Here is a 22190-nt window from a genome sequence, read left to right as displayed (position 1 = left end):
TTGACGTCCCCAGAACTTCGTCCGCAAATGCGGACATGCAAAACTCCGAGCTCCAGCGCATCACCAACTGGCTGATCGACGGCGCGAGGTCGTCCGGGACCCCGGCCGAGATGATCGCCGACGTCTGCGAGCATCTGGTCGCAGCTGGCCTGCCGCTGTGGCGGTTCGGCATCTTCATCCGCACGCTGCATCCCGAAATCTTCGGCCGCAACTTCATCTGGCGGGAAGGTCAGGAGGTCGAGATCGGCACTGTCGATTTCGAGATCCTGGACACGCCTGAATTCGCACGCAGCCCGCTGCGGATCGTGTTCGAGGAGGGGCTGGAGGTCCGGGGACGGATGGACGACCCCGACAGCAGGCGGTTTCCGTTCCTCGACGACATGCGCGCCGAAGGCGTGACCGACTACCTCGCGATGCCGATGCCGTATCTCGACGGCTCGATCCACGCAACGAGCTGGACCACGCGTCACCCCAGCGGATTCAGCGACGACGACGTCGCGGCGATCCGGGCCATGATGGCGCCGCTCGCGCGCGTCAGCGAGATCGTCAGTCTGCGCCGTACCGCCGAGATGCTGCTCGACACCTATGTCGGCAACCGCGCCGGCGCGCGCATCCTCGGCGGCCAGATCCGCCGTGGCCACAACGACACCATGCAGGCGGCCATCTGGCTCTCTGACCTGCGCGGCTTCACGGCGTTGTCGGACCGGCTGCCGGCCGAGACCGTGGTCGAGATCCTCAATCAGTATTTCGACTGCCAGGTCACCGCAATCCGGGGCCATGGCGGCGAGGTGCTGAAGTTCATGGGCGACGGCTTGCTCGCGGTGTTTCCGATCGACGAATATGTCGGCGATGCCGCCCATGTCTGCGCGCGCGTGCTGGAAGCCGCGCGCGAATCCCGCGCCAGCGTCGAGGCGCTCGCCTTTCCGGTCGGCGACGTCGTCGAGCGCTTCCGCTTCGGCGTCGCGCTGCATGTCGGCCACATCCTCTACGGCAATATCGGCGGCGGCAACCGGCTCGACTTCACCTGCATCGGCCCTGCCGTCAATCTCGCGGCGCGGCTGGAGAAGATCGCCGGCCGGCTCGGCCGCACCGTCGTGGTCTCGGAGGTTTTCGCGAACGCCTGCCGCCACGACTGGCGCGCGCTCGGCGAATTTCCGATCGCGGGGTTTTCGAAGGCGCAGCGTGTGTATGGGCTGACCGAAGAGACGCCGGTGGTGATGGCCTAAGGGCGTTCAGACCGACGATCGCGCCGGTCGGCTGAGCAGAGAGCTGCGGCCACCGCTCCTGGCTGCTGCGCGCCTCAGTCCGTCCGCTCCAGGTTGTCGCGCACGCGCCACTTCAGCGCATCGATGTCGATCTGATGCACGCTGCCGCTGCCGGCGAGGTCGAGCGCGTGCGCAGCGGCGGCGCCCATCGCCATGCAGGGGCCCATCACCCGAACGCTGGAGAGTGCGGCCTTGTCGGCATCGATGCAGCGGCCGGCGGCGACGATGTTGTCGGCTTCCTGCGGCGTCAGGCTGCCGAACGGCACATAGTGGACGTGGTCCTTGTCGAAGATGTGCCAGTGATGGCCGGAGCCGTGGTCGTGCAGTTCGATCGGCCACGCCGTGCGGCCGATCGCGTCTTCGAATTTGGTGCCGGCGCGGACGTCGTCGACCGACAATTGCTGGCGGCCGACGATCCAGCGCGTCTGGCGGATCCCGGGAAGGCCATAGGCGCGGATGCGCGCCTTGCCGAAGCAGGCGGGGAATTCGTTCCTGAGGAAGGCGAAGGCGCGATCGGCCTGGTCCTTGCCCTCGATGCCCTTGCGGCTCGCCTCTAGCGGCTCCAGTGGCGTCTCGACATGGGTCATGTTCATGGCGGCAACGCCGCGCCCGGGAATGACGAAGGACAGGCCCTCGCGCCGCAACAGGCCGTAGTCGCCGGCCTTCTCTCGCATGCGCGCCGGCAATTCCTCCCGGCTCGGCACCTTGCTCTCGTCGATATTCTCGACGATCAGCATTTGCGTGCCGTAGATCGGGCCGTCGTCCGGCTCGCGGCAGGCAAAGCCCGCCTGCCACACCAGCGCGGCGTCGCCGGAGGCGTCGACGAAGCCGTTCGCCTCGACCTCGACGTCACCGTAGCGGGTGGAGAGATCGATCCCGGTCACGCGCCGACCGGCGACGCGGACGTTGCGCATCACGGCGCCGACGATCACGGTGACGCCGGCCGCAAGCATCGCCTTCTCGACCCAGCGTCCGAGCGCGACCTCGTCGTAGTAGACGACGGTGGTGTGCGGCCCGCGGCGGTAGAACAGCGCGTTCTCCTGCGCACCGAGGTCGCCAAGGAGATCGTCGGCGATGCCGTGGGTGAACTGGTAGCCGTCGCTGCCGTTCGAGAACAGGCCGCAGAAGGTGCCGATGATGGAGTTGACCGCCTGGCCGCCGAGCGCGGGCAGGCTGTCGACCAGCACCACCTTGCGTCCGGCACGCGCGCCCTCGATCGCCGCCGACATGCCGGCAGCACCCGAGCCGACCACGCAGATGTCGGCGACGACGCGCGAGGGCTTTTGGTTCGCGGCACGCCGGACGATTTTGGTGCCCGCGGTGACTTCGCTCGCGCTCATGGGTAGCTCCGTGTTCTTGTTGTCGTTGTCGTCAGTCATTTCGGCGCCGTCGGCCGGTCCGGGACGAAGGATTTGTCGATGATCTTCTCGGCATCGATATCGGGTTCGATCATCTTCTGGCGCTTGAACCAGGCGATCTGACGGGCGATGTCGGCGCTGTCGAGCGCGGGGTCGACGACCGACAGCCCGATGCGGAGCTGCTCGACCTTCTGCTCGGTGTATTTGGAGATGATCGCAAGCATCGCGTCACCTTCCTCGCTGCGGACGAATTTGCCGTCCGCATCGCGTTTCAACAGCACGCGCGCATAGTCGTCGGCGCCGCGGCGGTAGACGGCCAGCACCTTCTCGACCAGCTTGCGGTTCTTCTCGATCGTCGCGGTCGAAGCCACGACGCAGCCGAGCATCCAGGGCGTCTCGTCGCCGACGAAGCCGAGCACGATCGCGTCGCCGGAGGCGACCACCGGGCTGATCGTGGTCGTGGCGGTGAGCGCCGCGTCGAGCTGGCCGCCCTTGATGGCCGCGGCGACATTCGGCAGCGACTGCAGCGGAACGACCCGGACGGAGGTCACGTCGAATTTCAGCTTGTCGGCGATCAGGCCGAGCGAATAGTGGAAAGTGGAGCCGACTTGCGTGATGCCGACGGAATGGCCGGGCAAGTCCTTCAGCGTCTTCAGGCCCGAATCATAAGCGCGCTTGGAGGCGACGTAGGCCGTGTTCTGGAAGCCGGGTGCCTCGCGCGCCGTGCCGGCAACCACCTTCAGTCCGCCCTTGCCCGCGAGGTTGTAGAAAGCGGCCGTGAAGCCGGTGAAACCGATGTCGATATCGCCGGAGACGCTGGCTACCGCGATCGGCACGGCGGCATCGAAGAATTTCAGATCAGCCTCGATCCCTTCCTGCTCGAAATAGCCGCGCTCCTTGGCGAGGAACAGCGGGGCTGCCGAGGAGAGCTTCAACAGCCCGATGCGGACCCTTTCAGCTGCTTGCGCCATGCCGGTGGTGAAGAAGGCGATCGCCGCCAGCGTCAGGACCAGTCGGCCTCTTGTCACGAAGCTTCTTATTGATATGCCCACTTCCGTCGTTTCCCGCTTTGCTTATTGTTCGGCCTGCGCCGGTTTTGCGGCATTGTCGGCGATCCCCGGCGGGAATGCAAAGTCGGAAAGCGCGGATGGTCTATTCCTCCGGCTCAGTCGTCAAAAGCAGTGGCGCGATGTTTCTGTGATCACCGGCCACTGCGAGGCGTCCCCCTCAATAAGCGACCTTCATCGCATCTTGCAAAACTTCTCGTCACCATGGTGCAGGCCGGCCGCGGCATGGCTGCCGGAGAGCCTCATCGCCGATCAGCTTGCATCGGGCGAACTGGTGAAGGCGGGCGGGCCGAAATGGGAGATTCCAATCGAGATCCACGTGTTTCGTCCGAGATCGCGACTGACGCCTGCGGCGGAGGCGTTCTGAAACACGTTCAGGAGCATCCGCGCCCGAGCATTGCGCGCAAGCCAGTGCGCTCCCGTCGCGGCCGAGGCTAGCGGCCTATTCCTCCGGCTCGGTCGTGAACAGCAGCGGATAGCCCTTGGAGCGGCCGGCGTCGGTGGCGCGGGTTGCCTTGGTCTCGGCGACGTCCCTGGTGAACACGGCGACCACGCAGGCGCCCAGCTTGTGCGCCGTGATCATCACCTTGTAGGCCTGATCTTCCGTCATGCGGAACTCGGCCTTGAGGATCATCGTGACGAATTCGCGCGGCGTGAAGTCGTCGTTGATCAGGATGACCTTGTGCAGCTTGGGCCGCTCGACCTTGGTCTTGGTTCTGGTTTTCGGCTTGGTGACGGCGTCGTTCATTCCGCCTCCTGGACACGGCGGGCTCGGGTTCCGTGCCGGAGCGATCAGCTCGCGGCTTTCTCACCATATTGCAGAACCTGCACCTTCTCCAAGGTGATCAGCCCGCTCGACATCATGCCATCCAGGATGGGCAGGAATGCGTTGATGTTGTCCTCGCTGTCGACGATCTCGATCAGCAGCGGCAGGTCTTCCGAGAGCCGCAGGATTTTCGAAGTATGCAGCCGGCTCGACTTGCCGAACCCCATCGGACCGCGCAGCACGGTGGCGCCGGCGAGGTGCAGCTCGCGCGCCTTCATCACGATCGCTTCATAGAGCGGCTTGCCGTCGAAATGGTCGCTCTCGCCGATGAAGATGCGGAGCGAAACAGCCTGATTGGGAATTTGCATGGTCAGCTCCTTTTCAAGCGGTTGTAGCGGCTCGCCATGATATGGCCGAGCCAGACCGACACCAGCCAGCAGACGACGGAGGATGCGACATAGGCCAGCGCGGTGTATTTCATGCCGCCGTGGAACAGGCGGAATGTTTCCAGGCTGAAGGCCGAGAAGGTGGTATAGCCGCCACAGAACCCGGTCATGACGAACTGCCGGTGCTCGGGCCGTGCCAGCATCCGGCCGTCCGGGCCGGTCAGCGTCGCATAGAATCCGATGATCAGCGAGCCGGTGGCGTTGATGAACAGTGTCGCGAAGGGAAAGCCTGGACCGGTATCGAGCGCGAGCCCGACCAGGTAGCGCGTCAGGCCGCCGACGACGCTGCCGGCGGAAACCCAGGCATAGAGCATCGCGCTGCGCCAGCGCTCGGCGGAGGAGGGAACGTTCATCGGCCTCTACCCTCCAAGACCGTCAGCGAGCAGGAAGCCGCAGCTCACTGCGGCGAGGCACAGTCCAACCGAGAAGGCGACGTTGCCGAGCGCATGCATCGGCTCGCCGTTGCGGGCGAGCGTCAGCGTTTGCAGGCTGAACGAGGACACCGTGGTGTAGCAGCCGAGGAAACCGGTCACTGCGAACAGCCATGGATTGGGCGAGGCGAACATCGAGCCCGGATGGGTTGCCAGCGCGCCAAAAATGCCGATCAGGAAGGCGCCGGTGACGTTGATGGTCATGGTGCCCCACGGAAAGGTCTCGCCCAGCCGCCGCGCGACAGCGCCGGAGATGAAGTAGCGCGCACAGCCGCCGAGCACGCTGCCGACCACGATTGCGATCACTCCGCTCAGCACGACGAACGACCCCCCATCCTCATTTGCCCTCCGCTGCCAGCCCGTTGCCGACGGCGAGCAGCCCTACGAGCGACACCAGCGCGAAGCCGAGCCCTGCCAGGAACGTGCCGGCCGGACCATAGGCGTCCCACAGCGCACCGGCGATCACGCTCGCGGCCAGCAGTGCCAGGCCGGTGAACAGGTTGAAATAGCCGAATGCAGTGCCGCGCAAGCTTGGCGGCGCGGCGTCGGCGACGAGGGCCGAGAGCAGGCCTTGCGTCAATCCCATATGCAGCCCCCACAGCACGACCCCGAGCGCGAGGCCGCCGAGGCTCGGCAGCAGCGCGAGCGCGAGATCGGCGCCGGCGAGGAAGACGAGACCGAGCGCGAGCAGGCTGGTCCGGTTGATGCGGTCCGACAGCACGCCGGCCGGATAGGCCGACAGCGCGTAGACGATGTTCATCAGCACCAGCACCGCCGGCACCCACATCGCATTGAGGCCGATGTTCTGCGCGCGCAGGATCAGGAAGGCTTCGCTGAAGCGCGCCAGCGTGAAGACGATTCCGACCGCCACGACACGCCAGTAGACCGCTCCGAGCTGCCGCATCGCGGCGAGATTGAGCGGATTTTTCGCAGATTCCCGGCTCGGGTCCGGCTCCGGCTCGCTCACGGCAAAGGCGATCAGGCCGAAGGACAGAAAGGCCGGCAGCACGGCAACCCAGAACACGGCGGTAAAATTGTCAGCCGTCCACCACATCAGGCCGATCGCCGCGAGCGGTCCGACGAAGGCGCCGATGGTGTCGAGCGATTGGCGCAGGCCAAAGCTCGCGCCGCGCAGGCCGACGGGTGCGATATCGGCGATCAGCGCATCGCGCGGCGCGCCGCGAATGCCCTTGCCGACCCGGTCGATGAAGCGCGCCGCCACCAGCCATTCGACGCTGGGCGCGAGCGGGAATAGCGGCTTGGTGACGGCGGCCAGCCCGTAGCCGAGCGCGGCAAGCAGCTTGCGGCGGCCGAGCCAGTCCGACAGCGCGCCGGAGAAGATCTTGGTGATCGAGGCCGTCGCCTCCGCAATGCCCTCGATGAAGCCGACCGTGAGCGTCGAGGCGCCGAGCACGGTGACGAGATAGACCGGCAGCAGCGCGTGGATCATCTCGGAGGAGACGTCCATCAGCATCGAGACGAAGCCGAGCACCCAGACCCCCCTGGGCAGCCCCGCGCGCGCAGCATTCGGTGTCGTCGTCGTCACGCCTTGGACTTCCCCTCGAACGTCCCCTTGGCCTTCACGTCCCGGCCTCCGCCATCAGGCAACAAAAAACCCGCCATTGGCGGGTTTGTCCATGCTCCCGCCAAAGGCAGAGGCTCAAAAATTGCCCCACCTCAAGCAGGAGTCATCAGCCCATCACGGTCACCGACCGCCGGGCGGTTGTCGGGGGACTCCATCCCCATCTGTGCGGCCAGCCTAGCATGGAAATCGCGCCGGACAAGTGGGCGGGGTGCGTGTCCGGTACTGTCATTCCGGGGTCGGCTCTTCGAGCCGCCCCGGAATGACGGAGCCTGTGGTCGCACGTGTTCCGATGACGCTAGCGCGGCAACACGGCGGCAGCTTTGCGTAATTCCTAACTCGAATGTGAAGCGCAGGCGATCTTCGCACTTTGCGGCAAGGCGATTGCATGTCACCATCGCATCATACGACGGGAGACTGCGATGCGCTTGCTGTTCTCGATCGGGGCTGTGCTGGTGGCCGGCGTGCTTGCCGGGGGGGACGTTGCGGGCATCGCGGCACCAGGGCCGAAGTTTGAGCCGCCCAGGACTCAGCGGCTGGCGGCCGACAAGGATGCGCAGACGGTCGATGTCGAGCTGATCCTCGCGGTCGATGTCTCCTACTCCATGGACATGGACGAGCTGGCGATCCAGCGCGAGGGCTACGCGCAGGCGATCCAGTCGAAAGAGTTTCTCCAGGCGCTGAAGATGGGCCCGAACGGCCGGATTGCGGTGACCTATTTCGAGTGGGCCGCCTCCACCGACCAGAAGATCATCATTCCCTGGCGGCTGATCGACGGACCTGAGACCGCGGACGCGGTCGCCACCGAAATCATGAAGACGCCGATCCGGCGCGCCTCGCGCACCTCGATCTCCGGCGCGATCACGTTCGCGATGCCGCTGTTCGACGAGGATCCCTATCGGGGCTTGCGTCGCGTCATCGACATCTCCGGCGACGGCCCCAACAACAATGGCGGCCCGGTCACGGTGGCGCGCGACGCCGCGCTCGAGAAAGGCATCGTCATCAACGGCCTGCCGATCATGGTCAAGGAGCCGTCCTATTCGACCATGGATATCGACAATCTCGACTACTACTACGAGGATTGCGTCATCGGCGGTCCCGGCTCCTTCGTCATCACGATCAAGGACCGCGAGAAGTTCAAGGAAGCGATCCGCACCAAGCTCCTGATGGAGGTCGCAGGCCGCGTGCCCGAGCGTCCCGTGATGCGGGTCGCCGACAAGGAGCCGCGCGTCAGCTGCCTGATCGGCGAGAAGATCTGGTCGGACCGCTGGGGACGCTAAGCGGCCCCCGGCTGAGACCTTTTGCCGTCTCGGCCGGCGGTTGAACTTAACGGCTCATTAACCTGCGCGTGGCCCTAATCGGATGGTTTCCGTTCGTTTCCGGTCAGCGTCCTGGCATGGCTGGAGCGAACGAAAGCGGATTCGCCAGACCTGTCCGCCGAGCAATCCAATGGCCATCGTCACATCGAGCACCAGCCAGATTTCGCCCGCGAACGAGCGGATCTTTCACCAGAGCGCTCTGGTCGGTGACTGGAAGGGCAATTGGGTGGGCAACAACCAGCCGGTCGGCTTCAAGGTCGTGAACATCCGCGGTGCGCGGGCGCAGGTCGAATACACCCATAACGGGCACACCGAGCGCGGCTTTGGCGAGGTCCAGGGCTCGCTTATCACCTTCGGCGGGGTCACGGTCGGCACCAAGGACGGCAAGAACATGGTGCTGCTGTTCTCTGCGGGCGGCGCCGGCAAGCAGACCGCCAATCTCGAGAAGCAGGCGCCGCCGGCCTCCGACAGCCGTCTCATGGGAAGCTGGGGCGGCTATTCCGGCGACAACGGCAAGAGCGCGAGCTTCAAGGTGCTCGCCGTCAACGGCAACGAAGCGCAGGTCAGCGTCACCACCGACGGCATCACCCGCCAGGGCACCGGCATCGTCTACAAGAACGTCATCATGTTCGGGCAGGCGCAGATTGCGACCGATGACGGGAAGAACGGCAAGGTCATCTACCAGGTCGGCACCAAGTCCTTCATGGTGCCGGTGACGAAATATCCACCGGCCGATTCATCGTCTTCGGTCGACAAGACCGCCTGAACGCTTCGCGTTCCCGACGCGCGCGGCGGCCGGCCGTCCTCACCATTTCGGTGCCCGTTTCTCCACGAACGCCCTCAGGCCCTCCTGCGCCTCGTCCGACGTCGCGACGTTGCAGAAGTCGTCCACGGCGCTGGCAATGCTGCGCCGATAGTCGAGGTCGATCTGGCGCATGAAGGCGGCCCGGCCCATCCGCAGCACCGCGGCTGATTTCGCGGCGAACTGCGCCGCGAGCCTCACGACCTCGGCCTCGAGCTCCGTATCTCCCACGACGCGGTTCACCACGCCGAGCTCGCGTGCCTCGGCGGCGCTGAAGACGCGGCCGGTGAACAGCAGCTCGAAAGCGCGGTGGCGCCCGATGATGCGCGGCAGATGCGCGTAGTGGATCGCGGGAATGACGCCGACGTCGATCTCGGGATAGCCGAACGTCGCGCTCTCGGATGCCAGCACCACGTCGCAGGACACCGCCATGGTCATGCCGCCGCCGCGGGCCGCGCCGCCGACCGCGGCGATCGACGGCTTTCCGAGCCCGTACTGGGCGTCGTAAAGGTCGATATAGAGCGCCTGGAGGAATTCGCGGATCTGGGCGCCGGATTTGCCAAGCAGGATGTCGAGGTCGAGGCCTGCCGAAAAGCGCCTGGCGATCGCGCTCGCCAGCACAACCACGCGCGCATCCGGATCGTCGGCGGCGCGGCGCAGTGCCGCGACCACCGCCCGGATGACCTCGAGGCTCAGCGCATTGACCGGCGGGCGGTTGAGCGTGATGCGGGCGATGTTGCCCGCGCATTCGTAGGCGACGGGGCTGTCAGATGTCACCGGGGTCTCCAGGCTTCTTGGGATCGTGCGGTATAAACCGCGGTTGCTGCGTAGCTATTTCGCAGCCAGCGGCGGCAGCGGAGGCACGCTGTCGTTCGGCGCTTCCGCCTGCATCGTGATCAGCGTCATCGAGACCAGGTCGTAATAGCCGATCAGGCCGATGACATCCATGATGCCGCGCTCGCCGAATTTTTGCTGGGCCGCGCGGTAGACATCGTCGGACACCTTCTTGTCGCGATAGAGCGCCATCGCGAGGTCGTAGAGCGCGGCCTCGTCGTCCTTCATCGCCTTCGGCCGCACGCCGTTGGCGACGTCCTTGGCGACATCAGGATCGAGCCCGGCCTTCATCGCAAGCGGATAATGCGCGAACCATTCATACTGCGCCGTCCATTGCCGCGCGGTGATCAGAATCGCGAATTCGCTGAGGCGCGCCGGCAGTGACGAATTCCAGCGCAGATAGTCCGACATCGCAGAGAGTTTTGGCGCCAGCTCCGGGTTGCGGATATAGGCGCGGTAGGGCGGGTTGGTGAATTTCGCGTTGCGCGGGGGCACCGCGATCGCGTCCGCCCATTCCTTCTGCGACGACGAAAGTTTGTCGGGTTTCAGCGGCACGAAGCGGGTCGGCTCGGCCGCGCGGCCGGCTTCCGAGGTCGCGATGGTGAACAGCACAGCCAGCGCCAGACCCAGATATCGCATCGTCATCCTCCCATTGCGGCGGACTCGCGCCGCCTGCTCGACGCCAGCTTACGTTGCGGCGCGAGTGAGGCAAGGATGTCGGCACCGGGCGAGGCTGCGGTACGGGCATGGCCGCATGCCGCCTCCGTGCGCCCGGCGCGATCGAGATCAGATCCGCGCCTCCAGGATCAAGTTGAAGGGCGTTTCGGCGGCGCGGCGGAAGCGCGTCAGGCCGCCTTCGCGGGCGACCTTGCGCAGCCTTGCTTCTCCCGCTTGTGCGCCCAGCGCCAGGCCGACCTCCTGGTCGAGCGAGGCCGGTGTGCAGATCATGGTCGACGCCGCATAGTAGACGCGACCGACCGGATTGAGATTGTCTTCGAGGCGGTCGCCCGCGAACGGCTCGACCAGCATGCAGGTGCCGTCCTTGTCCATGGCTTCGCGTACGTGGCTGATGGCGCCGACGGGATCGCCCATGTCGTGCAGGCAATCGAAGAAGCAGACGAGATCATAGCCTTCGGCCGGATAGGTCTTGGCCGAGTGAACAGCGAAGCTGACCCGGTCGCCCAGCTTGGCCTCATTGGCCGCCTTTCGCGCGGCCTCGATCGAGCCCTCGTGATAGTCGAAGCCGTAGAACCGGGAGTTCGGGAAGGCGTTCGCCATCAGCCGCGTCGAAACGCCATGCCCGCAACCGACATCGGCGACCTTGGCGCCGCGCTTGAGCTTGTCCACCACGCCGTCGAGCGCGGGTAGCCACTCCTGCACCAGATGATGCATGTAGCCGGTGCGGAAGAAGCGGGCGGTGCCGCAGAACAGGCACTCGCTCCGTCGGTTCCAGCCGACTCCCTTGCCGGACTTGAATGCATCCGTGATTTTCGGCTCGTCGAGAAACGCCGCGGCAATGACATTGCCGACTGCGCCGAGGAACACCGGGCTGTCCTCGTCGGCAAGCGCCATCGCCTGCTCCGGCAACATCGAGAATTTTCCTGAAGCGGTATCATATTCGACGTAACCAGAAGCCGCCTGGCTCGACAGCCACTCGCGGACGTAGCGTTCGTTCGTTCCGGTGGCGCTTGCGAGTTCTGCAGAGTTCATCGGCCCCTTGGCGGCGAGGGCGCGATAGAGGCCGAGCTTGTCGCCCAGCAGGACCAGCGATGCGTTCATCGCGGCCCCGACCTCGGTGATCATCTTGCCCATAAACGCGTTCAACCTGTCGGAATTGACCTCCATGACGACCTCCATGCTGTGTCGGGCATTTTCAAAGGTCAGCGCAAACTGCGCATTGCCGGATCGCACGAGGCTCTGGCGATCGCGATGACGGCTCGAGCTTGCGCGTCCTCTATGTGGGTCAATCCGGCGGATGGGAGGTTCAATTTGTCAGGAATACGTGACCCTGGAACCGGGGCCGCGGGGACCGCCATTGCTTCGCTGGCCATCGCGATATACCGAGGGTATAATTTGTGAGCATTTTGACGGTAGCCGGAATGTCCAGCCTTGCAGGTTCTTGCGGTCTCGCAGCTCTCTTCGCCGTGCTTTGCCTCGGCGGAGCGCCCGCTCATGCGCAAGTTGCACCCTTGAGGTATTGGATACCGGGCGGACCTTTCGGCTTTGGCGGCAGCGATGGCCAGAGCTCCGAAAGTTACGGCAATTTTCCAGGCTTCAGTGCCAGCGACGCAGGCGGGCGCGCCAACTTTGCGAACGGCTTCTTCGTCGGTAGCCAGCGTGGCAACCTCAATTGGAGCGGTCTCGGCCAGGCTGGACAGGCCGGCAATTTCAGCGCGCTCTCCTATGACAGCACGCAGTTCGGCTACAACACCAAGACGGCGGGCGGCATGCCCGTCACGTTCTTTGCCGGCTTCGACACGCTGAAATACGGCAACGGCATTGGCAGTTCGCTTGCGCCGCTCACCTCCGGCGCCGCGCCCGGCTACGGCGCGTTCGCGGGGGTCGAATTCAAGCCGACCTCCAACCTCAGCCTGTCGTTCGGGGCCGGGTTCACCCAGCAGGGCTCGGGCCGCATGGACAGCGATATCAGATCGAACATGCTGCCCGGCGAGTCACCGGCGCTCGGCGGCCTTCGACGCTAGCTATTGCGTCGGCCGCATCACCAGTTCCGGGGCGCGGCGGAGCGATTTCGGCAGATCCGGCCCGGCTCCGAAGCGCATCACGATATCGGGACGCCGCTCGCCGAGTCCGAGCGAGACTGCGAACTGCGGCCTTAGCGTCGCCACCTCGATCGGCTGGTTGACGAAGGAATATTTGAGCCCGAGCGCGGTCGCCTGCAGGCCGAACCGCTGGCAGGCACGGCCGACCGCAATCCAGTGCGACGTGTCGCTACGATCGGCGGCAAGCACGACGACACCCGCGGAGCTGTCGAGCTCGGCGCGGTATTTCCCGCTCTCGCCGCTTTCGGTGAAGAAGAACCTGAGCAGCGGTCGCGCGATCCATGCCGGCAGGGACGGGCTTCCCGAGGCCCGCGAGAACAACCCGTCCATGGTCGCGACCGCATCCGCCTCGTTGAAGCGCATCCAGCTCACGAGCTCGCGCATGAAGGCCTTGTCGCGCATTTGCGCGGCATTGCCTTCGAGCACGTAGTCGGTGATCTTTGCGATGGCGGCGCGTTCGGTCATAAGGATTGCCGAGACGTTCGGCTCCCGGCAGGCGTTCTCGAGCTGGCGCAGAATGTCGGGCGCCACCGGCTTGCCGTCGAAGGCTGCACGGGTGCATTGCCTGAGGGGAATCGCGTTGACGAGCGACGACGCTTCGGGGCGCGCCTGCTCCAGCGCGATCCGGACCTTGTCACCGTCGATAATCGGGTTCGCGCGCCAGCCGAGCGCTGATGCCGCGAGAACGAGGTTCTCGGCGGCGCAGCCGAGGCTGACGAAAAGGTGGTGATCGTCCGGATCGACCACCGGACAGCGGCGCGCGAAATCGGGCGCAATCAGGATTTCATTGCCGCGGGCGGAGAAGATCCAGGGCTGGGTGTTGTGGCTGTTGGCGGCGAGCGTGGCAAAGCGCACGAGCTCGCGGTCCCGCGGCACCGATTGCAGCGGCGCTCGCGACGCTCGCACCGTTTCCTCATAGGTCGTCGTCGCCGCAGCCGAGGGGCGGGCGCTGATTGCCGCCGCGGAAAGTCCGAGCGCGATGGTCATGAGTTGTCGCCGGTCGATCGCCATCATCCGCTCCACGGCCCTTTCGCCACGACGCTTCTAGCGTCCCCGGAAGCTCGGGCGGTTGACCGGTATCAAGGTTCGGATCGGCCGCGGATCAATCTGGTGAGGCGCCCGCGGCGGGCCGTCCCACGAGGCTTGCAGCTACCGCGCAAACCGCGCCACCAGCTCGACATGCGGCGTGTGGCGGAATTGGTCGACCGGCACGACGCCGTCGATCCTGTAGCCGCCGTCGATCAGCAGCCGTGCGTCGCGGGCGAAGGTTGCGACGTTGCAGGACACCGCGACGATGACGGGCACCTTGCTTGCGGCGAGCTTCAGTGCCTGCGCCTGTGCGCCCTGGCGCGGGGGATCGAACACGACGGCGTCGAAGTCGCGCAGCTCCTGCGGCACCAGAGGGCGGCGGAACAGGTCACGCGGCTCGCACTTGATCGGCTTCAGCCCGGGCGTGCGCGCGGCCTTTGCCAGCGCGGCAACTGCGCCGGCATCGCTATCGTAAGCGGTGACGCGCGCCTTCTCGGCGAGCCGCAGTGCGAAGGGCCCGACACCGCAGAATAGGTCGAGAACCTCCTTGGCCTTGCCGACGCGTTCGGCCACGAGAGACGCCAGCGTCTCTTCGCCCGCGACGGTTGCCTGCAAGAACGAGCCCGGCGGCAGCGTCACTTCAGTGCGGCCCATCTTCACCGTCGGCGGCAGGCGCTGCAGCACCAGCTCGCCATGCCGCGTCAGCCGCGCGAGGCGATGCTGCTCGGCGACGCGCGACAGCGCCGTGACCAGCGGCGTCGGCAGCGGGCCGGAGCCGCGCACATCGACATCGAGGCCGTTGGTGGTGGCGGTGACCTGGATGTCGAGCGGCTTCGTCACCGGCATTTTGGACGTGAGCGGCTCGGCCAGCGCCCAGGCGGCATCGAGCGCGCCGTCGAGTGCGGGATCGAGGATCGGGCAGCGATGAATCGGGATGACGTCGTGCGAGCTCGCTGCCGAGAAGCCGACCTTGAGGATGTCATGCGTGCCGAACCGGCCGTGCAGCGTGACGCGCCTGCGCCCCACGCCATGGGCATCGACCAGCGGCGCGACCTCGCAATCGATGCCGGCCTGCGCCAGCGTCTCGACCACGATGCTGCGCTTCCAGGCATGATACGGCTCGGCCGCCCAGTGCTGGATCGCGCAGCCGCCGCAGATGCCGAAATGCGGGCAGAACGGCGCGACGCGCTCGGGGCTTGCGACGTCGACCGCCAGCAGCTTGCGGCGGTCGGGATGGTTGCCCGCGACATGGTCGACCTCGACGGTCTCGCCGCCGAGCGCATACGGCACATAGATCGCTTCGCCGGCGCCGAGCGCGACGCCGTCGCCGCGATGGCCGACGTGATCGATCCTCAGGCGCTCAACCACGGCGCGCGCCCAGGAAGAATTCGATGTTGCCGTCGCCGCCGGTGATCGGCGAGGGGAACACCTCGATGTCGGTGCAGCCGAGCGAGGCGGCGAAGGCCGCGATATCGTCGCAGATCTGCTGATGCACGGCGGCGTCGCGGATGATGCCCTTCTTGTTGTGCTTCCGCTCGGCCTCGAATTGCGGCTTGATCAGCGCCAGCAGGCTCATCGGTGCGGCCGCCAGCGACAGCGCCACGGGCAGAACGGCCTTCAACGAGATGAAGCTGACGTCGATCACGACGACATCGGGCCGCGCCGGCAGGCGTCTGCCTTCATAGGCGCGGATGTCGGTCTCCTCCATCGACACGATTTTGGGATGATCGCGCAGCGAGGGATGCAACTGCCTGGTGCCGACGTCGATGGCGAACACCAGGCTTGCGCCATTGGCCAGCAGCACCTCGGTGAAACCGCCGGTGGAGGCACCGACGTCGAGGCAGACATGGTCCTCGATCTCGATCGGGTAGCGTTCCAGCGCGCCGGCGAGCTTGACGCCGCCGCGCGACACGTAGGGGTGCGCGGGCTCGGCCTGGATCACCGCGTCCTCGGCGATGGTCTCCGACGGTTTCGTCACCTGCTTGTCGTCGGCCGTGACGAGGCCGGCCTCGATGGCCGCGCGCGCCCGTGCCCGGCTCTCGAACAGGCCGCGCTCGACCAGCAGAATATCGGCGCGTTTGCGGGAAGGGGACATCACGCTCTCATGAGACGATTCTTGGAACGATTCTTGGACCGATTCTTGGGACGATTGATGCGCTTATGGTGCAATCAATCGCGCGGCCGCCATCCGGACGCAAGCCTCGAACGCGGCGAGATCGTGCCAGACGTCGATCGGCATCGTGGCCGGCGTCACCAGCGGGCAGCCGTGCAGTTCCAGCGCATGGATCATCATGAGGTTGTCGACGAGGCCAAAATCCTCGACCGTCAGGCCCTGCGCATCGACCAGCCGCCCGTCCTCGGTCGTGACGTCCATGAAACGGCCGACGCGGTCGGCATAGGTGGCGCCATCGTTGGAATAGGCGAAACACAATTTACGGCGCCCGGCCATGTAGCCAAGCTCGTAGACGGTCCCGGGATCGGCGCCGGCACCGCGGAACGGCGTCAGGTTGGCGATGATGGCGTCGGCCGCATCCATCATCGCCTCGTTGCCGCAAAAGATCTGCCGCGAGGCGTCGGGGGCGGTGAGGTCGATCTCGTTGTCGAGAGGATAAAGGCCGGTGAGCCCGAAGCGCTCGCAGATCTCGGCCTTGCGCCGGCCGATCTCGACCGCATCCGGCAGGAACACGTCGGGGCCTGCCAGATAGATTTTCATGGGGGACTGCTCAGAAGAAATCAGGCGAGCTGCAAACCGCGGCGAAAACTGCGCTCCCTCCCCCGCCTGCGGGGGAGGGTTGGGGAGAGGGTGTCTCGACAATCGAGAGCCCCCTGGAGGAAAAAGCCCTCACCCGGATCGCTTTCGCGATCCGACCTCTCCCGCAAGCGGGAGAGGTGAAATCAATCAAGCCAGCTTGACCGTCTCGGTCTTCACGTCCTTGCCGAGCGCTTCGAACACCTTGGCGACGATGCCCTTGGCGTCGAGACCGGCACGGGCGTACATCGCGGCCGGCGTGTCGTGGTCCTGGAACACGTCGGGCAGCACCATCGTGCGGAACTTGACCATGCCGCTATCGAGCGCACCCTGGTCTGTCAAGAACTGCGCGACGTGCGAGCCGAAGCCGCCGACCGAGCCTTCTTCGATCGTGATCAGGATCTCGTGGTCGCGGGCGAGCTTGAGCACCAGCTCGGTGTCCAGCGGCTTCATGAAGCGCGCGTCCGCGATGGTGGTCGAAAGGCCGTGCGCGGCGAGCTCGTCGGCTGCCTTCTCGCATTCGGCGAGGCGGGTGCCGAACGAGAGCAGGGCGATCTTGCTGCCCTGGCGGATCATGCGGCCCTTGCCGATCTCGAGCGGAATGCCGACCTCGGGCATCTCGATGCCGCGGCCTTCGCCGCGCGGATAGCGCAGCGAGCTCGGACGGTCGTCGATCGCGACCTGGGTTGCCACCATGTGCACGAGCTCGGCCTCGTCGGCCGCCGCCATGATCACCATGTTCGGCAGGCAGCCGAGATAGGCGTTGTCGAACGAGCCGGCATGCGTCGCGCCGTCGGCGCCGACGAGGCCGGCGCGGTCGATGGCGAAGCGGACGGGCAGGTTCTGGATCGCGACGTCATGCACGATCTGGTCGTAGCCGCGTTGCAGGAAGGTCGAGTAGATCGCGCAGAACGGCTTGTAGCCTTCGCTCGCAAGACCGGCGGCAAAGGTCACCGCGTGCTGCTCGGCGATGCCGACGTCGAAGGTGCGGTCCGGGAACGCCTTGTTGAAGATGTCGACGCCGGTGCCGGACGGCATCGCCGCGGTGATGGCGACGATCTTCTCGTCCTTCTGCGCTTCCTTGACGAGGCTCTGGCCGAACACGTTCTGGTAGGCGGGCGCGTTCGGCTTGGCCTTGGCTTGCGTGCCGGTCGCGACGTCGAACTTGACGACGGCATGGTACTTGTCGGCGGAAGCTTCCGCCGGGCCGTAACCCTTGCCCTTCTGCGTCACCACGTGGACCAGGATCGGGCCTTCCTCCATGTCGCGGACGTTCTTCAGCACGGGCAGGAGGTGGTCGAGGTTATGGCCGTCGATCGGGCCGACGTAATAGAAGCCGAGCTCCTCGAACAGCGTGCCGCCGTCCATCATGAAGCCGCGCGAATATTCCTCGACGCGGTTGGCGCGGTTGGCGATGATCTTGGGCAGGCGCTTGTTGATCTGCTTGGCCGCCTCGCGCAGCGTGCGATAGGTCTTGCCGGAATACAGGCGCGACAGATAGGCGCTCATGGCGCCGACCGGCGGCGCGATCGACATGTCGTTGTCGTTGAGGATGACGATCAGGCGCGAGTTCATCGCACCGGCATTGTTCATGGCCTCATAGGCCATGCCAGCCGACATCGCCCCGTCACCGATGACGGCGATAACGTTGTTCTTGCCGCCGGAGAGGTCGCGTGCCACGGCCATGCCGAGGCCGGCGGAGATCGAGGTCGAGGAATGTGCCGCGCCGAACGGATCGTAGTCGCTCTCGCTGCGCTTGGTGAAGCCGGACAGGCCGCCGCCGGTGCGCAGGGTGCGGATGCGGTCGCGCCGACCGGTGAGGATCTTGTGCGGATAGGCCTGGTGGCCGACGTCCCAGATCAGCCGGTCGCGCGGCGTGTCGAAGACGTAATGGATCGCGGTGGTGAGCTCGACCACGCCGAGACCCGCGCCGAAGTGACCGCCGGTTACCGAGACGGCATCGATGGTCTCCTGCCGCAGCTCGTCGGCGACCTGGCGAACCTGCTCGATCTTGAGCTTGCGCAGGTCGTCCGGCGTCCGGATGGTGTCGAGAAGCGGCGTCTTACTGTATGCGTTCACGGCGATTTCCAATTTGTCAGCGCCGGAAGGTCGTTCCGGTGCGCGATGGGTTTGCACAATATCGGCGCAGCGCGAGTCCTTAAACCGTCGGAGCCACCTGCATGGGGCAAGGCCCCGTCTTCAAGCTTAGGTGAGCTTAAGTGCGCTCCGGTTCAGTCTCTGTGATCCCTGTCACTTAGATCGGCTTCGTCCGTCCCAGCCAATTTCATTAGCAGTTTGAAGCGCTTGTCGTCGGTAATCGATGCCTACGCAAGGCTAACAAAAAGCCACACTCCGCGCAGCTTTACACCAAAGCTTGGGCCAAAGCCAACCCGCTGGGGCGATTACGGGCATACGCCTGCAACCCCCGGGCCAGAGTGGTTAACTGCGGCGCCCGCGGCGGGGTTCCTGCCTTGCCCGGTTCCCCGGCAGGATTTTCGGCGAGAGGAGGGCTATTTCCGCTCGATTCGCGGGGCCGAATGGCCCCGGCGGGGGAATTCTTCGATCTCGGTGCCCGACCGCCCGCCCCATGAGCCCACACAGCTGCGTGCGATCATGAAAAAATTGCAGGCGTCCGATGCCCGAAAGAGGCTTGGTCGGGGTCCCTTACTGGACGTCGAGCGGCGCGGTGCCGGTGGCCTGACCGCTCGCATCGGTGGTGATCTTGTCGACGCGGGCTTCGGCCTGGCGCAGCAGTTCCTCGCAACGGCGCTTCAGCGCTTCGCCGCGCTCGTAGATCGTCACGGATTCCTCGAGCGGCACCTTGCCGTCCTCGAGCCGCTTCACGATCGTCTCGAGTTCCTCGATCGCGCGCTCGAAGGTGAGCCTGGAGACGTCGACTTGGGTATTTTCGGCCATATCCGTTTCCGATTGCCCGATTCGCTTGCCTCGCAGTGAAGGCGGGTTTTGCGGGCTTAATGTGGCGGGCGTCGTCAGGCGCCCATCAGGGCGCCGACATGCGCCGTAACAGATTCTTTCAGTCCTTGCAGGTCATAGCCACCCTCGAGCACCGAAACAACGCGGCCCCCGGCGGTCCTGTCGGCAAGGTCCATCAGCTTGCGCGTCACCCAGGCATAATCCTCCGCGCGCAGATTCAGCGAGGCCAGCGGATCGCGATAATGTGCATCGAAGCCCGCAGAGATGATGAGGAGCTCGGGGCTGAATTTTTCGAGCTGCGGCAGAATCAGGTTCTCGAAAGCGCTGCGGAATTCCGGGCCACCATCCTCGGACGCCAGCGGCGCGTTGACGATGGTGTCGTGGTCGCCGCGTTCGCCCTTCGCGCCGGTGCCCGGAAACAGCGGCATCTGGTGCGTCGAGCAGTACATTACCGTGGGGTCCGACCAGAAGATGTCCTGCGTGCCGTTGCCGTGATGCACGTCGAAATCGACGATGGCCGCGCGCGTGATGCCGTATTTGCGCTGCGCGTGACGCGCGGCGATCGCAACATTGTCGAAGAAGCAGAAGCCCATCGGCTTGCCGATCTCGGCGTGATGGCCGGGCGGGCGCACCGCGACGAAGGCGTTGCGGTGCTCGCCCGCCATCACCGCTTCGGTCGCCGCGACCGCGCCGCCGACGCCGCGCATCACCGCTTCCCAGGTGCCCGGCGACATCGAGGTGTCGCCGTCGATATAGACGAGCCCGCTGGACGGCGCGATGTGGCGCAGCTCGGTGACGTAGTGCTCGTTGTGGCAGAGCGTGACGAGATCGAGATCGCCCTCCGGCGCCTGGTCGCGGACCAGGAACTGGAAGCGCTCGTGCGACAGCGCTTCCTCCACTGCGCGCAAGCGGTCCGGCCTTTCGGGATGTCCCGGCGGCGTGACGTGGTCGAGGCAGGCCTTGTGGGAGAGGAGAAGCGTGCTCATCAGGTCGGGCTCACTGGGAACGGGCTCTTGACGTCGCTTGGCGCATCCGGCGCCAAAACGCAATGCAAAACGCAATCTATGCGCTCCACCGGGAATGGCAAACGGTTGTCCCGTTCCGGCCCGTTTGATCCGGATCAATTCACGCGCAGGATGCGGCTCAGCGGCAACGGGCCGATCGGCCCGTGCGCCTGGAAAAACGCGAACAACGCGTCGGCGTCGTAGCCGCCATATTGCGGCGCCGTGCCCTGTCTGGCGACCGTGAAGCCGTCGCCGCCGACGGCGAGGTAATCGTTGAGGGTGACGCGGTAGCCGCTTCCGGGCTCCATCGGCCTGCCGTTGAGCGTCATCCTCTCGGCCATCACGCGTTCGCCGAACGGCTTCGACGCATCCCAGGCGTAGCTGAACCCGTTCGACACCTGGAGGATTCGCGGCCGCTTCGGATCGAGCCATTGCTGCTCCAGCATCTCCTTGAGCTGGTTGCCTGTCAGCGTCATGGTGACGAGGCGGTTGCGAAACGGCTGGCTCGCGAACAGCTCGCCGAAGGACACCGCGCCGTTCTCCTTCGGAACGATATCGGTGCGGATGCCGCCGGGATTGGTGAGCGCGATGACAGCGCTGCCATTCATGGCCTCCTTGGTCGCGGCGAGCTGCGCGTCCGCGATGACGTCGCCGAGCGGGCTTTCACCGGCTTCGTTCGGAATGCGCGACAGCGTCTGCGTCACCGATCCGGCCGGGCGATTGGCGATCGGCGCGGCGAGCTTGTCATAGGCCTCGATCAGCGCGGCCTGCTCCGCGTCCTTCGCCAGCGAGGCATTGGCGACGATGACGTTCTCGGCCTTGGCGGCGACGATGTCGCGCGTTGCCGGATCGAGCTTGAGATCGATCGCCGTGACCAGGGTGCCGTACTTGTCGCCGCTCGTCACCAGCCGCCCGTCGATATTGCAGACATAGGCGCGATGGGTGTGGCCGCTGACGACGACATCGACGGCGCGATCGAATTTCTTCACGATCTCGACGATCGGCCCCGAAATGCCCGGGCATTCATTGTAGTCGCCGGCAGGCTCGCCGCCTTCGTGGATCAGCACGACGATCGCTTCCACCCCGCGCGCCTTCAGTTGCGGCACCAGCGCATTCACCGTTTCGGCCTCGTCGCGGAATTCGAGGCCGGCAATGCCCGAGGGCGACACGATGCCGGCGGTGCCTTTCAAGGTCAGCCCGATGAAGGCGACGGGAATGCCGTCGAACTCACGGATCTCATACGGCGGCAGCACGCTTTGACCGGTCGCCGTCTCCACGGTGGAGGCGGCGAGATAGTGAAATTTGGCGCCCGTGAAGGGATGCGGTCCCTGGCAGCCGTCGACCGGATGGCAGCCGCCGTTCTGCATCCTGAGCAGCTCGGCCTTGCCCTCGTCGAACTCGTGATTGCCGACCGAGGTGATCGCGAGCCCCATCATCGAGAGCGCTTCGACCGAAGGCTCGTCGTGGAACATCGCCGATAGGAACGGGCTCGCGCCGATCAGGTCGCCGGCGGCCACGAAGATCGTGTTCTTGTGCCCGTCGCGCAATTGCTTCACCAGCGTCGCCATGTACTCGGCGCCGCCGGCCGCCACCATGACCTTCTTGGCTCCGTCCTCGGGATCGTTGATGCGGATGCCGCCGGGCGGCGGCCGCAGATTGCCGTGGAAATCGTTGATCGCAAGGATGCGCAGCTCGACCGGCGCGGCGGTCTGGGCAGAGGCGGGCAGGGCGGCGAGCGCAAGGGCGAAAATGGTCAGGCGGAGAAGATGTCGCATGGAATAAGATTAGTCGTTGCGCGCGAAGATTTCACGAAGGTTCTCGCTG

The 22190-nt window shown here is 65.6% G+C and carries 23 protein-coding genes and 1 riboswitch; of the genes, 5 read left to right on the top strand and 18 right to left on the bottom strand.

The annotated features are described in order from the left end of the window. The first annotated feature begins 35 nt into the window (after positions 1-35). Positions 36-1226, top strand: a complete 1191-nt coding sequence (locus EI171_RS34975; protein ID WP_063921422.1) for an adenylate/guanylate cyclase domain-containing protein — start codon at positions 36-38, stop codon at positions 1224-1226. Positions 1227-1300: 74 nt separating this feature from the next. Here EI171_RS34975 and EI171_RS34970 read toward each other — a convergent pair whose 3' ends face one another. Together EI171_RS34970 and EI171_RS34965 are read right to left on the bottom strand one after the other, a co-directional pair. Continuing rightward, a complete protein-coding gene (locus EI171_RS34970) occupies positions 1301-2605 on the bottom strand; it encodes an FAD-dependent oxidoreductase (RefSeq protein ID WP_028175351.1) in 1305 nt (434 codons plus the stop codon). A gap of 35 nt (positions 2606-2640) precedes the next feature. After that, positions 2641-3651, bottom strand: coding sequence for an ABC transporter substrate-binding protein (locus EI171_RS34965; protein WP_161536022.1), 1011 nt, complete (start codon positions 3649-3651; stop codon positions 2641-2643). A 16-nt stretch (positions 3652-3667) separates the two neighbouring features. Between EI171_RS34965 and EI171_RS34960 the strand changes: the two genes are divergently transcribed. Next, on the top strand, positions 3668-4057 hold the full coding sequence (locus tag EI171_RS34960) for a hypothetical protein (protein WP_161536021.1): 390 nt from the start codon (positions 3668-3670) through the stop codon (positions 4055-4057). Positions 4058-4132: 75 nt separating this feature from the next. Here the strand turns inward: EI171_RS34960 and clpS are convergent, their stop codons facing one another. The 5 genes from clpS to EI171_RS34935 are packed head-to-tail and all read right to left on the bottom strand — an operon-like array spanning position 4133 to position 6879. After that, positions 4133-4438: an ATP-dependent Clp protease adapter ClpS gene (clpS, locus tag EI171_RS34955; RefSeq protein ID WP_161536020.1), complete on the bottom strand. Its 306-nt coding sequence runs from the start codon at positions 4436-4438 to the stop codon at positions 4133-4135. 44 nt (positions 4439-4482) lie between these two features. Beyond that, positions 4483-4824, bottom strand: coding sequence for a DUF190 domain-containing protein (locus tag EI171_RS34950; RefSeq protein ID WP_011085423.1), 342 nt, complete (start codon positions 4822-4824; stop codon positions 4483-4485). Between the two features lie 2 nt (positions 4825-4826). Beyond that, entirely contained in the window at positions 4827-5255 is a 429-nt protein-coding gene (gene crcB, locus EI171_RS34945; RefSeq protein ID WP_028175347.1) for a fluoride efflux transporter CrcB, read from the bottom strand. A 6-nt stretch (positions 5256-5261) separates the two neighbouring features. After that, positions 5262-5651: a fluoride efflux transporter CrcB gene (gene crcB, locus EI171_RS34940; RefSeq protein ID WP_060910918.1), complete on the bottom strand. Its 390-nt coding sequence runs from the start codon at positions 5649-5651 to the stop codon at positions 5262-5264. A gap of 19 nt (positions 5652-5670) precedes the next feature. Continuing rightward, the gene (locus EI171_RS34935) at positions 5671-6879 is read right to left on the bottom strand and encodes an MFS transporter (protein WP_028175345.1); all 1209 of its coding nucleotides are present in this window, start codon (positions 6877-6879) and stop codon (positions 5671-5673) included. Positions 6880-7008: 129 nt separating this feature from the next. Further along, a riboswitch (Fluoride riboswitch) is annotated at positions 7009-7086 on the bottom strand. A gap of 251 nt (positions 7087-7337) precedes the next feature. Between EI171_RS34935 and EI171_RS34930 the strand changes: the two genes are divergently transcribed. Together EI171_RS34930 and EI171_RS34925 are read left to right on the top strand one after the other, a co-directional pair. After that, positions 7338-8195 carry a DUF1194 domain-containing protein gene (locus EI171_RS34930; RefSeq protein WP_011085427.1) on the top strand — a complete coding sequence of 286 codons (858 nt, stop codon included), beginning with the start codon at positions 7338-7340 and terminating at the stop codon, positions 8193-8195. A 169-nt stretch (positions 8196-8364) separates the two neighbouring features. After that, a complete protein-coding gene (locus EI171_RS34925) occupies positions 8365-9000 on the top strand; it encodes a hypothetical protein (RefSeq protein WP_161536019.1) in 636 nt (211 codons plus the stop codon). A 39-nt stretch (positions 9001-9039) separates the two neighbouring features. On the opposite strand, the gene EI171_RS34920 is transcribed toward EI171_RS34925, so the two are convergent. The 3 genes from EI171_RS34920 to EI171_RS34910 all read right to left on the bottom strand — a co-directional run bounded on the left by EI171_RS34920 (position 9040) and on the right by EI171_RS34910 (position 11715). Continuing rightward, on the bottom strand, positions 9040-9813 hold the full coding sequence (locus EI171_RS34920; protein WP_028175343.1) for an enoyl-CoA hydratase/isomerase family protein: 774 nt from the start codon (positions 9811-9813) through the stop codon (positions 9040-9042). Between the two features lie 54 nt (positions 9814-9867). After that, positions 9868-10509 carry a carboxymuconolactone decarboxylase family protein gene (locus EI171_RS34915; protein ID WP_246740330.1) on the bottom strand — a complete coding sequence of 214 codons (642 nt, stop codon included), beginning with the start codon at positions 10507-10509 and terminating at the stop codon, positions 9868-9870. 147 nt (positions 10510-10656) lie between these two features. Then, the gene (locus EI171_RS34910; protein ID WP_028175341.1) at positions 10657-11715 is read right to left on the bottom strand and encodes a class I SAM-dependent methyltransferase; all 1059 of its coding nucleotides are present in this window, start codon (positions 11713-11715) and stop codon (positions 10657-10659) included. A 254-nt stretch (positions 11716-11969) separates the two neighbouring features. Here EI171_RS34910 and EI171_RS34905 point away from each other — a divergent pair, with 254 nt between their 5' ends. After that, positions 11970-12572 (top strand): hypothetical protein, encoded by a 603-nt coding sequence (locus EI171_RS34905; RefSeq protein ID WP_161536017.1) that lies wholly within the window; start codon positions 11970-11972, stop codon positions 12570-12572. Here EI171_RS34905 and EI171_RS34900 read toward each other — a convergent pair whose 3' ends face one another. From EI171_RS34900 to EI171_RS34865, 8 genes are all read right to left on the bottom strand, one after another. After that, on the bottom strand, positions 12573-13637 hold the full coding sequence (locus EI171_RS34900; protein WP_246740329.1) for a Tat pathway signal protein: 1065 nt from the start codon (positions 13635-13637) through the stop codon (positions 12573-12575). A 162-nt stretch (positions 13638-13799) separates the two neighbouring features. After that, the gene (locus tag EI171_RS34895; protein WP_161536015.1) at positions 13800-15047 is read right to left on the bottom strand and encodes a class I SAM-dependent RNA methyltransferase; all 1248 of its coding nucleotides are present in this window, start codon (positions 15045-15047) and stop codon (positions 13800-13802) included. Further along, positions 15040-15774 carry a TlyA family RNA methyltransferase gene (locus EI171_RS34890; RefSeq protein WP_161536014.1) on the bottom strand — a complete coding sequence of 245 codons (735 nt, stop codon included), beginning with the start codon at positions 15772-15774 and terminating at the stop codon, positions 15040-15042. Before EI171_RS34890 ends, EI171_RS34895 begins: the two co-directional genes overlap by 8 nt. A gap of 63 nt (positions 15775-15837) precedes the next feature. Next, complete coding sequence (locus EI171_RS34885) at positions 15838-16392, bottom strand: nucleoside 2-deoxyribosyltransferase (RefSeq protein ID WP_161536013.1); 555 nt, start codon at positions 16390-16392, stop codon at positions 15838-15840. A 186-nt stretch (positions 16393-16578) separates the two neighbouring features. Continuing rightward, positions 16579-18507: a 1-deoxy-D-xylulose-5-phosphate synthase gene (dxs, locus tag EI171_RS34880; RefSeq protein ID WP_028175335.1), complete on the bottom strand. Its 1929-nt coding sequence runs from the start codon at positions 18505-18507 to the stop codon at positions 16579-16581. 585 nt (positions 18508-19092) lie between these two features. Beyond that, on the bottom strand, positions 19093-19344 hold the full coding sequence (locus EI171_RS34875) for an exodeoxyribonuclease VII small subunit (RefSeq protein WP_008132970.1): 252 nt from the start codon (positions 19342-19344) through the stop codon (positions 19093-19095). A 74-nt stretch (positions 19345-19418) separates the two neighbouring features. Then, positions 19419-20348 (bottom strand): histone deacetylase family protein, encoded by a 930-nt coding sequence (locus EI171_RS34870; RefSeq protein WP_011085438.1) that lies wholly within the window; start codon positions 20346-20348, stop codon positions 19419-19421. 134 nt (positions 20349-20482) lie between these two features. Continuing rightward, complete coding sequence (locus tag EI171_RS34865; RefSeq protein ID WP_161536012.1) at positions 20483-22141, bottom strand: bifunctional UDP-sugar hydrolase/5'-nucleotidase; 1659 nt, start codon at positions 22139-22141, stop codon at positions 20483-20485. Positions 22142-22190: the final 49 nt, after the last annotated feature.

This window comes from Bradyrhizobium sp. LCT2, assembly GCF_009931255.1.
Lineage (GTDB): Bacteria > Pseudomonadota > Alphaproteobacteria > Rhizobiales > Xanthobacteraceae > Bradyrhizobium > Bradyrhizobium diazoefficiens.
The sequence above is the reverse complement of the archived record's forward strand: the minus strand, read 5'-3'. Positions and strand labels throughout refer to the sequence as shown.